The following is a 14,200-nucleotide window of genomic DNA, read 5'->3' as shown; positions in this document are numbered from 1 at the left end:
CTTGCTACGGTCGCGTCCTCAAGTTTCGGCTCGATGGCGGATCTCCAGACCCAGATGAAGCAGGCGGTGGCCGACGCTGCCGTTCAGCAGATCCGGGACGGCATGGTGCTCGGTCTGGGTTCCGGATCCACGGCGGCTCTGATGATCAAGGCGCTGGGCGCCAAGCTGGCCAGCGGCGAACTCAAGGACATCGTCGCCGTCACCACCTCGTTTCAGGGAGAGGTGCTGGCGGCTGAGCTGAACATTCCCCTGCTCAGCCTGAATGCGGTGCAACGCATCGATCTGGCCATCGATGGTGCCGATGAAGTGGATCCCGGTTTTCAGCTGATCAAGGGCGGTGGAGCCTGCCACGTGCAGGAGAAGCTTGTGGCTGCCAGAGCCGAGACGTTCGTGGTGGTGGTGGATTCCACCAAACTGGTGGACCGTCTCAACCTCGGTTTTCTGCTTCCGGTGGAGGTTCTGCCCGGTGCCTGGCGTCAGGTGCAGCAGCAGTTGGCGTCGATGGGAGGAAGCGCTGAGCTGCGGATGGCGCAGCGCAAGGCCGGTCCGGTGGTCACCGATCAGGGCAATCTCGTTCTCGATGTCCGCATGGATGGCGGCATTGCGGATCCCGTCGAGCTGGAACGCGCTGTCAACAACATTCCCGGCGTGCTCGAGAACGGCCTGTTCGTCAACCTGGCCGACGAGGTCCTCGTGGGTGAAATCACCGATGGCACAGCTGGTGTGCGCAGTCTGGAGAAGCGCCTCAGCTGAGGCGCCTCCTCACCGAGTCGGCGTGGCTGTGAAGGCCTTCGCTCACGGCCAGCTCCTGAACCGCTGAAGCCGTCGCCTCCAGGGCGGCCTTGTTGAACCCGATCAGAGAGGTGTGGCGCATGAAGGTCTCCACACTCAGTGCACCGCTGAAGCGCGCTGCACCGCAGGTGGGCAGCGTGTGGTTCGGACCGGCGAGATAGTCGCCCACGGCTTCGGGGGACCAGGGCCCAAGAAAGATCGCTCCGGCATGGTGGATGCGATCGGCCAGAGGTTCCGGTCGCTCCACGAGCAGCTCGAGATGCTCCGGCGCGAACCCGTCGCTGAGCCGCGCGCAGGTTTCCAGGTCATCGCAGACCACCACCAGCCCCCAGTTGCCCAGGGAGGCTTCGCAGATCTCCCGGCGGGGGTGCCCCTCGAGCTGGCGTGCGATCTCGTCTCCGATCGTCTCGGCCAGAGCTGCGTTGGTGGTGATCAGAACGGCGGCCGCGAGGGGGTCGTGCTCCGCCTGGGCCAGCAGATCCGCAGCCACCTGCGACGGCACCGCGCTCTGGTCGGCGATCACCAGCACTTCGCTGGGTCCTGCCAGGGAATCGATGCCCACCTGGCCGTAGACGGCTTGCTTGGCCAGGGTCACGTACAGATTCCCGGGGCCGCTGATCACATCCACTTTCGGCACGCTTTCGGTGCCGTAAGCCATGGCGGCCACAGCCTGGGCGCCGCCGATCCGCATCACGGTGCGCACGCCGCTGAGGTGTGCTGCGGCGAGAACCACCGGGTTCACCTGACCGTCGGGTCCCGCCGGCGAACAGATCACGATGTCGTTCACACCGGCGACCTTCGCCGGGACGGCGTTCATCAGAACCGTGCTCGGGTAAGCCGCCCGACCCCCTGGCACATAGAGCCCGGCGCGTTCCACGGGTCGCCAGCGTCGACCGAGCTTCTCGCCATGCACTCCCGTGACGGCGATGTCCTGCGGGCGCTGCCGTTGGTGGAATTCCTGAATGCGACGGTGTGCCAGATCGAGGGCATCGCGCAGGTTCTCCGGCAGCTCCTGCCAGGCGCGGCCCAGATCGTCCTTCGGCACCGCGATCGGAACGGGGCGAAAGCGGTCGAAGCGTTCGGTGTACTCAGCAACCGCGGCATCTCCGCGCTGGCGGACATCCTCGAGGATTCCGTCCACCAGAGAGCGGGCCTGCTGCTGACTGCTGCTGACGTTGCGGCTCGCCACGCGAGCCAGCTCCTGCCGAGCCTGCTCCGGGTCCTGCAGAACACGCAGGGGAAAGGGTGCCGGACGGCTCTCAGGCAAGGCTGGATCTCAATGCGCGCAGATCAAACTAGAACCCCATTCCGTGTTGGCTGTGCCTGCCGGAGAGTATGTTGTTGGATTGTTCGCGACTTCTGCGCCTCAGTGGCCAATAACAACTCATCAAAGAAGCGGATTGAGATCGCCGAGCGCAACCGTCTGCGCAACCGCACCTACAAATCCTCGCTGCGCACTCTGATGAAGCGGTGCTTCAACGCCTGTGATGCCTACAGCACTGCGCCTGGCGACGATGCCAAGGCCAGCGTGCAGGAGTCGATGCGTGCTGCCTTCAGCAGGATCGACAAGGCCGTGAAGGTGGGTGTGCTGCACCGCAACAACGGTGCCAACCAGAAATCCAGAATCAGCGCTGCGGTCCGCAAGGTGCTCGAGCCGGCCAACTGAGCGTCATCACCCTCTTCGGAGACCGGCAGAATGGAGCTGAAAGCGAGATTCAGCTCCTTTGTCTTCCCCGACGCTGATTGACAGTCACTGCCACATCGTCTTCCGGAACTTCGATGAGGATCTGGATGAGGTGGCGGCACGTTGGCGTGAAGCCGGTGTCGGCGCTCTGCTGCACGCCTGCGTCGAGCCGGCTGAAATCCCAGCGATCCGAGCCCTGGCCGATCGTTTCCCGGAGATGCGCTACTCGGTGGGTGTCCATCCCCTGGATACCGAGCACTGGGGCGGCGACACGGTGTCGACCCTGCGCCGAGCCGCCCTTGAGGACGATCGTGTGGTGGCGATCGGCGAACTCGGACTTGATCTGTTCCGGGACAAGAACCTCGAGGAACAGCTGAAGGTGCTGCGCCCGCAGCTGGATCTGGCGGTCGAGCTGGATCTGCCTGTGATCATTCACTGCCGCGATGCGGCCGAACCGATGCTGGCGGAACTGCGAGGCCGCCAGAGCGAGGGGCGCTGCCCTGCCGGGGTGATGCACTGCTGGGGGGGAACGCCCGAAGAGATGCATGGCTTTCTGGATCTGGGCTTTCACATCAGCTTCAGCGGCACGGTGACCTTCCCCAAGGCCGTTCCGACCCACGACTGTGCCCGCCAGGTTCCTGAAGACCGTTTTCTGGTGGAAACCGATTGCCCGTTCCTGGCGCCGGTGCCCCGTCGCGGCAAACGCAATGAGCCCGCATTCGTGGCGGCTGTCGCGGCTCGGGTCGCCGAGTTGCGAGGCGTCGACCTGGAGGTCGTGGCGGCCCAGAGCACGGCGAACGCCCGCCGGTTGTTTGGCCTTCCCTGACAGACCGAAGCTGTTTCGTGACGCAGGCCCCCCGATATGTAAGATGTTGTATTGGCCTGGTCAGGGAGCGGCTTGCCGTCTCCACCGACCCCGAAGCGTCCATTTCCCTTCCGGTGAACTTGTCGTCGTCAGCTGATCTGACCCGCGATCTCTGAGCTCAACTGCGGCGCTGTCGGCCCTCTGCGGAGGGGCGGCAGCCGCCGCTTTTGCTGTCTCGGATTGCTTGTTGTCTGCTGCGACGGTCTGTCCAGGCCTCTTGTCCATTCGTCCTCTCTGCCGGTCCCCGCATGAGCAGCAGCGCGATTCAGGTCGCCAAGACCGCCACCTACCTCCCTGATCTGGTGGAGGTGCAGCGGGCCAGCTTCAAGTGGTTTCTGGATCAGGGACTGATCGAGGAGCTTGAGAGCTTCTCTCCCATCACGGATTACACCGGCAAGCTGGAGCTGCATTTCATCGGCAGCGAGTACCGCCTGAAGCGCCCCCGCCATGACGTGGAAGAGGCGAAGCGTCGCGATGCGACCTTTGCCTCACAGATGTATGTCACCTGCCGCCTGGTCAACAAGGAGACCGGCGAGATCAAGGAGCAGGAGGTGTTCATCGGCGAACTGCCGTTGATGACCGAACGCGGCACGTTCATCATCAACGGCGCCGAGCGGGTGATCGTTAATCAGATCGTGCGCAGTCCGGGTGTCTATTTCAAGGATGAAATGGACAAGAACGGCCGCCGTACCTACAACGCCAGCGTCATTCCCAACCGTGGTGCCTGGCTGAAGTTCGAAACTGATAAGAACGATCTGCTGCACGTTCGTGTTGACAAGACGCGCAAGATCAACGCCCACGTGCTGATGCGTGCGATGGGGCTGTCGGATAACGACGTTCTCGACAAACTGCGTCACCCCGAGGCTTACAAGAAGTCCATCGATGCCGCGAATGATGAGGGCATCAGTTCCGAGGATCAGGCACTCCTCGAGCTCTACAAGAAGCTGCGTCCCGGTGAACCGCCGTCCGTCAGTGGTGGTCAGCAGCTGTTGCAGACCCGCTTCTTCGACCCCAAGCGCTACGACCTCGGCCGGGTCGGCCGCTACAAGATCAACAAGAAGCTGCGTCTCACCATCCCCGACACGGTGCGCACCCTCACCCATGAGGACGTGCTCTCCACCCTCGACTACCTGATCAACCTCGGGCTGGATGTCGGCGGCGCCGTGCTCGATGACATCGATCACCTCGGGAACCGCCGCGTCCGTTCCGTTGGAGAGCTCCTCCAGAACCAGGTCCGGGTCGGACTCAACCGCCTGGAGCGGATCATCAAGGAGCGGATGACCGTCGGCGAGACCGATTCGCTCACCCCCGCCCAGCTGGTGAACCCCAAGCCGCTGGTGGCGGCGATCAAGGAGTTCTTCGGCTCCAGCCAGCTGAGCCAGTTCATGGATCAGACGAATCCGCTGGCTGAGCTGACGCACAAACGACGCATTTCCGCCCTTGGACCCGGCGGTCTGACCCGTGAGCGGGCCGGCTTCGCCGTTCGAGACATCCACCCCTCCCACTACGGCCGTCTTTGCCCGATCGAGACGCCGGAAGGGCCGAATGCCGGACTGATCAACTCCCTGGCCACCCACGCCCGGGTGAACGAGTACGGCTTCATCGAAACCCCCTTCTGGCGGGTTGAGAACGGTGTCGTGCGCAAGGACGGCGATCCCATCTACCTTTCCGCCGACCGGGAAGATGAGGTGCGTGTCGCGCCCGGTGACGTGGCCACCGACGACGACGGACGGATCAAGGCCGATCTGATTCCGGTGCGCTACCGCCAGGACTTCGAGAAAGTTCCGCCGGAGCAGGTCGACTACGTCGCCCTTTCACCGGTGCAGGTGATCTCGGTTGCTGCCTCGCTGATTCCGTTCCTGGAGCACGACGACGCCAACCGCGCCCTGATGGGATCCAACATGCAGCGTCAGGCCGTGCCGCTGCTGCGTCCTGAGCGGGCCCTGGTGGGAACCGGTCTGGAGACCCAGGTGGCCCGTGACTCCGGCATGGTGCCGATCTCTCGGGTCAACGGAACGGTCACCTTCGTCGATGCCACCGCGATCGTGGTGCAGGACGAGGATGGCAACGACCACAACCACTTCCTCCAGAAGTATCAGCGCTCCAACCAGGACACCTGTCTCAACCACCGTCCGATCGTCCGCTGCGGTGATCAGGTGATCGTCGGGCAGGTGCTGGCGGATGGTTCCGCCTGTGAGGGCGGTGAGATCGCCCTCGGTCAGAACGTCCTGATCGCCTATATGCCCTGGGAGGGATACAACTTCGAAGACGCGCTGCTCGTCAGCGAGCGTCTGGTCACCGACGACCTGTACACCTCGGTGCACATCGAGAAGTACGAGATCGAGGCCCGTCAGACGAAGCTCGGACCGGAAGAGATCACCAGGGAGATCCCCAACGTTGCCGAGGAGAGCCTGGGCAATCTCGATGAGATGGGCATCATCCGGGTTGGAGCCTTCGTTGAGAGCGGCGACATCCTGGTCGGCAAGGTCACTCCCAAAGGGGAATCCGATCAGCCTCCGGAAGAGAAGCTGCTGCGCGCGATCTTCGGCGAGAAGGCCCGTGATGTGCGCGACAACTCCCTGCGGGTGCCGGGCACCGAGCGCGGCCGCGTTGTGGATGTGCGGATCTACACCCGCGAGCAGGGCGATGAGCTTCCGCCCGGCGCCAACATGGTGGTGAGGGTCTATGTGGCGCAGCGCCGCAAGATCCAGGTGGGCGACAAGATGGCCGGCCGCCACGGCAACAAGGGCATCATCAGCCGCATCCTTCCCCGGGAGGACATGCCTTACCTGCCGGATGGCACCCCGGTTGACATCTGCCTCAACCCTCTGGGTGTGCCCAGCCGCATGAATGTGGGCCAGGTGTTCGAGCTGTTGATGGGCTGGGCCGCGTCCAATCTCGACTGCCGGGTGCGCGTGGTGCCCTTCGATGAGATGCACGGTGCTGAGATGTCTCAGCAAACCTGCGAAGCCTTCCTGAAGGAGGCCGCCAAGCAACCCGGAAAAGACTGGGTCTATGCCCCCGATGATCCCGGCAAGCTCGTGCTGCGGGATGGCCGCACCGGTCTTCCCTTCGATCAGCCTGTGGCTGTGGGCTATTCCCACTTCCTCAAGCTGGTGCACCTCGTGGACGACAAGATCCACGCCCGCTCCACCGGCCCCTACTCCCTGGTCACGCAGCAACCCCTGGGCGGCAAGGCTCAGCAGGGTGGTCAGCGTCTGGGCGAGATGGAGGTGTGGGCTCTGGAGGCCTACGGCGCCGCTTACACCCTCCAGGAACTGCTCACCGTCAAGTCCGACGACATGCAGGGTCGCAACGAGGCGCTCAACGCGATCGTCAAAGGCAAGCCGATCCCCCGTCCCGGCACGCCGGAGTCGTTCAAGGTGCTGATGCGCGAGCTTCAGTCGCTCGGCCTGGACATCGCGGTGTACACCGATGAAGGCAAGGAGGTGGATCTGATGCAGGACGTGAACCCGCGTCGCAGCACACCGAGCCGCCCGACCTACGAATCCCTCGGCGTCGCGGATTACGACGAGGACTGACGGACCGACCTGATCAAACCGACTGACAGCCCTTCCTTCCCCCTCCGTCCATGACCAACAGCAACCTCCGCACCGAGAACCACTTCGACTACGTCAAGATCACGCTCGCGTCACCTGAACGGGTGATGGAGTGGGGCCAGCGCACCTTGCCCAACGGCCAGGTGGTGGGCGAGGTCACCAAACCGGAGACCATCAACTACCGCACTCTGAAGCCCGAAATGGACGGGCTGTTCTGCGAAAAGATCTTCGGTCCCTCCAAGGACTGGGAATGCCACTGCGGCAAGTACAAGCGTGTCCGTCACCGCGGCATCGTCTGCGAGCGCTGCGGCGTTGAGGTCACCGAGAGTCGGGTGCGCCGCCATCGCATGGGCTTCATCAAGCTGGCGGCCCCGGTGTCACACGTCTGGTACCTGAAGGGCATCCCCAGCTACGTGGCGATCCTGTTGGACATGCCTCTGCGGGATGTGGAGCAGATCGTCTACTTCAACTGCTATGTGGTGCTGGATCCCGGCGATCACAAGGATCTCAAGTACAAGCAGCTGCTCACCGAGGACGAGTGGCTGGAGATCGAGGACGAGATCTACGCCGAGGAATCCGAAATCGAGAACGAGCCCGTGGTGGGCATCGGTGCCGAGGCCCTCAAGCAGCTGCTGGAGGACCTCACCCTGGATGAGGTGGCCGAACAGCTGCGGGAGGAGATCAACGGCAGCAAGGGGCAGAAGCGGGCCAAGCTGATCAAGCGCCTGCGGGTGATCGACAACTTCATTGCCACCAGTGCCCGTCCCGAGTGGATGGTGCTGGATGTGATCCCCGTGATTCCCCCCGACCTGCGCCCGATGGTGCAGCTCGACGGTGGTCGCTTCGCCACCAGTGATCTCAACGATCTCTACCGGCGGGTGATCAACCGCAACAACCGTCTGGCAAGGCTTCAGGAGATCCTGGCCCCTGAAATCATCGTCCGCAACGAGAAGCGGATGCTGCAGGAGGCCGTCGACGCCCTGATCGACAACGGCCGTCGCGGTCGCACTGTGGTGGGTGCCAACAACCGGCCGCTGAAATCACTCAGCGACATCATCGAGGGCAAGCAGGGTCGCTTCCGTCAGAACCTGCTCGGCAAGCGGGTCGACTACTCCGGTCGTTCCGTGATCGTGGTCGGGCCGAAGCTGAAGATGCACCAGTGCGGTCTGCCCAAGGAGATGGCGATCGAGCTGTTCCAGCCGTTCGTCATTCACCGTCTGATCCGTCAGAACATCGTCAACAACATCAAGGCGGCCAAGAAGCTGATTCAGCGGGCCGACGATGAGGTGATGCAGGTGCTTCAGGAGGTGATCGAGGGGCACCCGATCATGCTGAACCGGGCACCGACGCTGCACCGCCTCGGTATCCAGGCCTTCGAACCGAAGCTGGTGGATGGCCGGGCGATTCAGCTCCATCCGCTCGTCTGCCCAGCGTTCAACGCTGACTTCGACGGCGACCAGATGGCCGTGCACGTTCCTCTGGCGATCGAAGCGCAGACCGAGGCGCGCATGCTGATGCTGGCCAGCAACAACATCCTCTCGCCCGCCACGGGAGAACCGATCATCACGCCGTCCCAGGACATGGTGCTCGGCTCGTACTACCTCACCGCTCTCCGGCCGGAGTCCGAGCAGCCCGAGTTCGGGGATCGCAGCCGCACCTTCGCCGACCTTGAAGATGTCATCCATGCCTTCGAGGACAAGCGCATCGATCTGCACGAGTGGGTCTGGGTCCGCTTCAACGGTGAAGTCGAGGACAAGGATGAGCTCGAGGAGCCGATCAAGGCCGAAGACCTCGGCGACGGCACCCGCATCGAGCAATGGAGCTACCGCCGTGACCGCTTTGACGAGGACGGCGCTCTGATCAGCCGTTATCTGCTCACCACCGTCGGACGTGTGGTGATGAATCACACCATCATCGGCGCTGTGGCCGCCGCCTGACCCTTCCGTCTTCCCGAACCTCCCTTCTCCTGATCTGCGCGCAGCCATGACCACTTCCAAGTCCCGCAAGTCCTCCAAGGCGGCCAAGGACGCCACCCCAGCTCCTGAGAGCGCATCCCGTCCACTGGCCAAGACCCCGCCGCCGTTCCGAAACCACGTCGTCGACAAGCGGGCCCTCAAGCAGCTGGTGGCCTGGGCCTACAAGAACCACGGCACGGCTGTGACCGCCGAGATGGCGGACAAGCTCAAGGATCTCGGCTTCCGCTATGCCACCCAGGCGGCCGTGTCCATCTCCGTGGAGGACCTGCGCGTTCCGGAGGCCAAGAAGGACCTGCTGGGTCAGGCGGAGGAGCAGATCACCGCCACGGAGGAGCGCTACCGGCTGGGAGAGATCACGGAGGTGGAACGCCACACCAAGGTGATCGACACCTGGACGGAGACCAACGAGCGTCTGGTGGACGCGGTGAAGAAGAACTTCAACCAGAACGCGCCGCTGAACTCGGTCTGGATGATGGCCAACTCCGGTGCCCGGGGAAACATGTCCCAGGTGCGTCAGCTGGTGGGCATGCGGGGCCTGATGGCGAACCCGCAGGGCGAGATCATCGACCTTCCGATCCGCACCAATTTCCGTGAGGGTCTCACGGTCACCGAGTACGTGATCTCCTCCTACGGAGCTCGCAAGGGTCTGGTGGACACCGCCCTGCGGACGGCTGACTCCGGCTACCTCACCCGTCGTCTGGTGGACGTGGCTCAGGATGTGATCGTCCGTGAGGACGACTGCGGCACGATGCGTCACATCGTGGTGGAGGCCGAAGACGGTCGCTACGGCAAGCGCCTGGTCGGTCGCCTCACCGCCGCGCAGGTGGTGAGCGCCGACGGTGAGGTGCTCGCGGAGCGGAACACCGAGATCGATCCACCCCTCTCCTCAACGTTCGAGAAGGCCGGCATCACCGCCGTCAGCGTCCGTTCCCCGCTCACCTGCGAGGCCAACCGCTCGGTGTGCCGCAAGTGCTACGGCTGGGCACTGGCCCACAACGAACTGGTCGACCTCGGCGAAGCCGTCGGCATCATCGCCGCCCAGTCCATCGGTGAGCCCGGCACGCAGCTGACGATGCGCACCTTCCACACCGGGGGTGTGTCCACGGCGGAAACGGGTGTGGTGCGCTCCACCATTGCCGGAACCGTTGATTTCTCCGCCAAAGCCAGGGTGCGTCCCTACCGCACGCCCCATGGGGTCGAGGCTCAGCAGGCCGAGGTGGATTTCAACCTCACCATCAAGCCTTCGGGCAAGGGCAAGGCCCAGAAGATCGAAGTCACCAACGGTTCCCTGCTGTTCGTTGACAACGGCCAGACCATCGACACGGACGTGACCGTCGCTCAGATCGCCGCGGGTGCGGTGAAGAAGAGCGTGGAGAAGGCGACCAAGGATGTGATCTGCGATCTGGCCGGCCAGGTCCGTTACGAAGACAAGATCCAGCCGAAGGAGGTCACCGACCGCCAGGGCAACATCACCGTCAAGGCCCAGCGTCTGGGCCGGATGTGGGTGCTGGCTGGCGATGTCTACAACCTGCCTCCCAACGCGCAGCCCGTTGTCGGCAGTCAGAGCTCCGTCGTCGAAGGCCAGGTGCTGGCGGAAGCCAGCCAGCGCAGTGAGTACGGCGGCGAGGTGCGTCTGCGCGATTCCATCGGCGATTCCCGTGAGGTTCAGATCGTCACCACGGCGATGACCCTCAAGGACTTCAAGCTGCTGGAGGAATCCACGCACTCCGGTGAGATCTGGAATCTGGAAGCCAAGGACGGCACCCGTTATCGCCTCAACACCATCCCCGGCAGCAAGATCGGCTCCGGTGAGGTGATCGCCGAGCTGGCGGATGACCGGTTCCGCACCCAGACCGGTGGTCTGGTGCGCTTCGCGCCCGGTCTGGCGATCAAGAAGGCCCGCTCCGCCAAGAACGGCTACGAGGTGAACAAAGGCGGCACCCTGCTCTGGATCCCCCAGGAGACCCATGAGATCAACAAGGACATCTCCCTGTTGATGATCACGGACGGTCAGTGGATCGAGGCCGGCACCGAAGTGGTGAAGGACATCTTCAGCCAGACCGCCGGCATCGTCACCGTCACTCAGAAGAACGACATCCTGCGCGAGATCATCGTCCGCGGCGGTGAATTCCACCTCTCCAGCGACAGCAAGGCACTGGAGCGTTTCGAGGGCGATGGCCAGATGGTCAACCCCGGCGAGGAGATCGCCAAGGGGCTCAGCTCCGAAGAGATGCGCTTCGTCCAGACCGTCGAGACCCCTGAAGGCAAGGGCCTGCTGCTGCGTCCGGTGGAGGAATACACCATCCCCAACGAAGCCCAGCTGCCCGAGCTGTCTCACGTGAAGCAGGCCAACGGCCCGCATCTCGGCATCAAGGCCACCCAGCGACTCGCCTTCAAGGACGGCGAACTGATCAAGTCCGTCGAGGGCGTTGAACTGCTCAAGACCCAGCTGCTGCTCGAGACCTTCGACACCACACCGCAGATGACGGTGGATGTGGAGAAGGCCCCGGACAAACGGGCCAAGACCATCTCAAGGCTGCGTCTGGTGATCCTTGAGTCGATCCTCGTGCGTCGCGACACGATGTCCGACTCCAGCCACGGCTCCACCCACACGGAGCTTCAGGTGGAGGATGGCATTTCCGTGAAGGCCGGCGACGTGGTCGCCACCACGCAGATCCTCTGCAAGCAGGCGGGTGTGGCTCAGCTCCCCGAAGCCACCGAAGCCGAACCGGTGCGACGCATGATCGTCGAGCGTCCTGAGGACACCACCACCCTCACCACCAGCGGCACACCCCTGGTGAGCGTCGGTCAGCGCATCGTCGACGGTGATCTGCTCGCCGACGGGGAACCCGCCAGCTGCTGCGGCGAAGTCGAGAAGGTGGAGGGCAAGGCCATCACCCTGCGACTGGGCCGTCCGTACATGGTGTCGCCGGATTCCCTGCTGCACGTGCGCGACAGCGAACTGGTGCAACGCGGAGACGGTTTGGCTCTGCTGGTGTTCGAACGTCAGAAGACCGGCGACATCGTTCAGGGTCTGCCCCGGATCGAGGAACTGCTCGAAGCCCGTCGCCCCAGGGAATCCGCCGTGCTCTGCAAGAAGCCCGGCACCGTGGAGATCAAGCAGGACGACGAGTCGATCACGGTCACGGTGATCGAGGCCGATGACGCCATCGGCGAGTACCCGATCCTGCTGGGCCGCAACGTGATGGTCAGCAACGGCCAGCAGGTGACCGCCGGTGAGCTGCTCACCGATGGTCCGATCAATCCACACGAGTTGCTGGAGTGCTTCTTCGAGGATCTGCGCAGCCGCAAACCGCTGATGGAAGGGGCTCAGGAGGCGATCGCCAACCTGCAGCACCGCCTGGTGACCGAGGTGCAGAACGTCTACAAGTCCCAGGGCGTCTCCATCGATGACAAGCACATCGAGGTGATCGTGCGTCAGATGACCAGCAAGGTGCGGGTCGAGGATGCCGGCGACACCACCCTGCTGCCCGGCGAACTGATCGAGTTGCGTCAGGTGGAGGACACCAACCAGGCGATGGCCATCACCGGTGGCGCCCCTGCCGAGTTCACGCCGGTGCTTCTGGGCATCACCAAGGCGTCCCTGAACACCGACAGCTTCATCTCCGCCGCTTCCTTCCAGGAGACCACCCGGGTGCTCACCGAAGCCGCCATCGAAGGCAAGAGCGACTGGCTGCGCGGCCTCAAGGAGAACGTGATCATCGGTCGCCTGATCCCTGCCGGCACAGGCTTCAGCGGTTTCGAGGAGGAGCTGCAGAAAGAGGCCGGTCCTCATCCGGACATCCTTTCGGAAGATCCCAGCGGCTACCGCCGCATGCAGAACCTGCGTCCCGACTACACCGTGGACATGCCTCCGGCAGCCAGCTCCACGGCGGTGCTGGATGACCCCAGCGAGGAGGATCTCGAGGCCACCCGCACCCGCCACAACATCGATCCCGCCACCAGCAACTTCGCCGCGTTCGCTCGCCCCGACGCCGACAATGAGCTGAAGGAGGAGCAGGTTGTTGATGCCGAAGCCGTCGAAGGTCTTCAGGAGGAAGGCCTGCTCTCCGACGATTGATCCCGCTCACGACCCCGTTCCAAGCTGACCCGACATGCTTCAACCCACTGAGATTCCGCAGCGCCGCCTGCCGCGCTACGGCTTCCACGGTCACACCGAGAGGCTGAACGGTCGCATGGCGATGCTCGGATTCATCGCCCTTCTGGCTGTGGAGATCAAACTCGGCCACGGTCTGCTGGTCTGGTGAGCAGCGCACTGCTCGGCCGCAGCGCGGCCGAGCTTGAGGACTGGGCTGTGGCTCAGGGGCAGCCGGCCTTCCGTGGGCGGCAGCTGCACGACTGGATCTATGCCAAGGGAGCCCATTCCCTGGCGGATATCACCGTGCTGCCCAAGGCCTGGCGATCATCGTTGAGCGAAGCGGGTGCCAGGGTCGGGCGTCTCAGGCAGGTTCACCGTTCGGTGGCTGCTGACGCCACCACCAAGCTGCTGCTGTCCACCGATGACGGCGAGACGATCGAAACGGTTGGGATTCCCACCGACCAGCGCCTGACGGTCTGCGTCTCCAGCCAGGTGGGCTGTCCGATGGCCTGCCGGTTCTGCGCCACCGGCAAAGGGGGGCTGCAGCGATCCCTCGAGACCCACGAGATCGTCGATCAGGTGCTGAGCGTGCGCGAGGCCATGGATCGCCGCCCCTCTCACATCGTGTTCATGGGCATGGGGGAACCGCTGCTCAACAGCGCTGCGGTGCTTGATGCGATCCGCTGCCTCAACGATGACCTCGGCATCGGACAACGCCGCATCACCGTCAGCACCGTCGGTGTGCCCCGCACCCTGCCGCAGCTGGCAGAACTGGCCCTCGAGCGGCTGGGTCGCGCCCAGTTCACCCTCGCCGTCAGCCTGCATGCCCCCAATCAGCAGCTGCGCGAGGAGCTGATCCCCACCGCGAGCACCTACCCCTACGACGCTCTGCTGGAGGACTGCCGTCACTATCTGGCGGTGACCGGCCGTCGCGTCAGCTTCGAATACATCCTGCTCGGGACGCTCAACGACCGGCCTGAGCACGCCGAAGAGCTGGCCGATCGGGTCGGCGGCTTTCAGAGCCACGTGAATCTGATCGCCTACAACCCGATCGAGGAGGAGGAGTTCCAGCGCCCCACCCCTCAGCGGATCCATGCGTTCCGTCGCGTTCTCGAGCGCCGCGGCGTGGCGGTGAGCCTGCGGGCCAGCCGTGGTCTGGATCAGAACGCCGCCTGTGGTCAGCTCAGGCGACAGATGCGGGAAACTTCTGCGAGCTGAGACCTG

The 14,200-nt window shown here is 63.9% G+C and carries 9 protein-coding genes; 8 read left to right on the top strand and 1 reads right to left on the bottom strand.

Annotated elements, in window-relative coordinates; translation table 11 throughout:
• Positions 1-33 precede the first annotated feature (33 nt).
• Positions 34-753: a ribose-5-phosphate isomerase RpiA gene (rpiA, locus tag ACJ0G7_RS00165; RefSeq protein ID WP_043692389.1), complete on the top strand. Its 720-nt coding sequence runs from the start codon at positions 34-36 to the stop codon at positions 751-753.
• On the opposite strand, the gene hisD is transcribed toward rpiA, so the two are convergent.
• A complete protein-coding gene (gene hisD / locus ACJ0G7_RS00160; RefSeq protein WP_043692386.1) occupies positions 746-2,059 on the bottom strand; it encodes a histidinol dehydrogenase in 1,314 nt (437 codons plus the stop codon). The genes rpiA and hisD overlap by 8 nt on opposite strands.
• 102 nt (positions 2,060-2,161) lie before the next feature.
• Between hisD and rpsT the strand changes: the two genes are divergently transcribed.
• From rpsT to rlmN, 7 genes are all read left to right on the top strand, one after another.
• Entirely contained in the window at positions 2,162-2,458 is a 297-nt protein-coding gene (rpsT, locus tag ACJ0G7_RS00155) for a 30S ribosomal protein S20 (protein ID WP_043692383.1), read from the top strand.
• Between the two features lie 58 nt (positions 2,459-2,516).
• Positions 2,517-3,302, top strand: a complete 786-nt coding sequence (locus ACJ0G7_RS00150) for a TatD family hydrolase (RefSeq protein ID WP_043692378.1) — start codon at positions 2,517-2,519, stop codon at positions 3,300-3,302.
• A gap of 287 nt (positions 3,303-3,589) precedes the next feature.
• Positions 3,590-6,883 carry a DNA-directed RNA polymerase subunit beta gene (gene rpoB / locus ACJ0G7_RS00145; RefSeq protein WP_043692375.1) on the top strand — a complete coding sequence of 1,098 codons (3,294 nt, stop codon included), beginning with the start codon at positions 3,590-3,592 and terminating at the stop codon, positions 6,881-6,883.
• A 50-nt stretch (positions 6,884-6,933) separates the two neighbouring features.
• A complete protein-coding gene (locus tag ACJ0G7_RS00140; protein WP_043692372.1) occupies positions 6,934-8,838 on the top strand; it encodes a DNA-directed RNA polymerase subunit gamma in 1,905 nt (634 codons plus the stop codon).
• A gap of 46 nt (positions 8,839-8,884) precedes the next feature.
• Positions 8,885-12,958, top strand: coding sequence for a DNA-directed RNA polymerase subunit beta' (locus tag ACJ0G7_RS00135; RefSeq protein ID WP_407394635.1), 4,074 nt, complete (start codon positions 8,885-8,887; stop codon positions 12,956-12,958).
• 34 nt (positions 12,959-12,992) lie between these two features.
• On the top strand, positions 12,993-13,145 hold the full coding sequence (locus ACJ0G7_RS00130; RefSeq protein ID WP_043692364.1) for a high light inducible protein: 153 nt from the start codon (positions 12,993-12,995) through the stop codon (positions 13,143-13,145).
• On the top strand, positions 13,142-14,194 hold the full coding sequence (gene rlmN / locus ACJ0G7_RS00125; RefSeq protein WP_407394633.1) for a 23S rRNA (adenine(2503)-C(2))-methyltransferase RlmN: 1,053 nt from the start codon (positions 13,142-13,144) through the stop codon (positions 14,192-14,194). The genes ACJ0G7_RS00130 and rlmN overlap by 4 nt, the downstream gene beginning before the upstream one ends.
• Positions 14,195-14,200 lie beyond the last annotated feature (6 nt).

Source organism: Parasynechococcus sp. (genome assembly GCF_045559935.1).
Classification (GTDB): domain Bacteria; phylum Cyanobacteriota; class Cyanobacteriia; order PCC-6307; family Cyanobiaceae; genus Parasynechococcus.
The sequence above is the reverse complement of the archived record's forward strand: the minus strand, read 5'-3'. Positions and strand labels throughout refer to the sequence as shown.

Excerpts from the sequence above, each read along its gene's own strand:
- rpiA (WP_043692389.1), top strand. The coding sequence starts at position 34 with ATGGCGGATCTCCAGACCCAGATGAAGCAGGCGGTGGCCGACGCTGCC.
- rpoB (WP_043692375.1), top strand. The coding sequence starts at position 3,590 with ATGAGCAGCAGCGCGATTCAGGTCGCCAAGACCGCCACCTACCTCCCT.
- ACJ0G7_RS00140 (WP_043692372.1), top strand. The coding sequence starts at position 6,934 with ATGACCAACAGCAACCTCCGCACCGAGAACCACTTCGACTACGTCAAG.
- ACJ0G7_RS00135 (WP_407394635.1), top strand. The coding sequence starts at position 8,885 with ATGACCACTTCCAAGTCCCGCAAGTCCTCCAAGGCGGCCAAGGACGCC.
- ACJ0G7_RS00130 (WP_043692364.1), top strand. The coding sequence starts at position 12,993 with ATGCTTCAACCCACTGAGATTCCGCAGCGCCGCCTGCCGCGCTACGGC.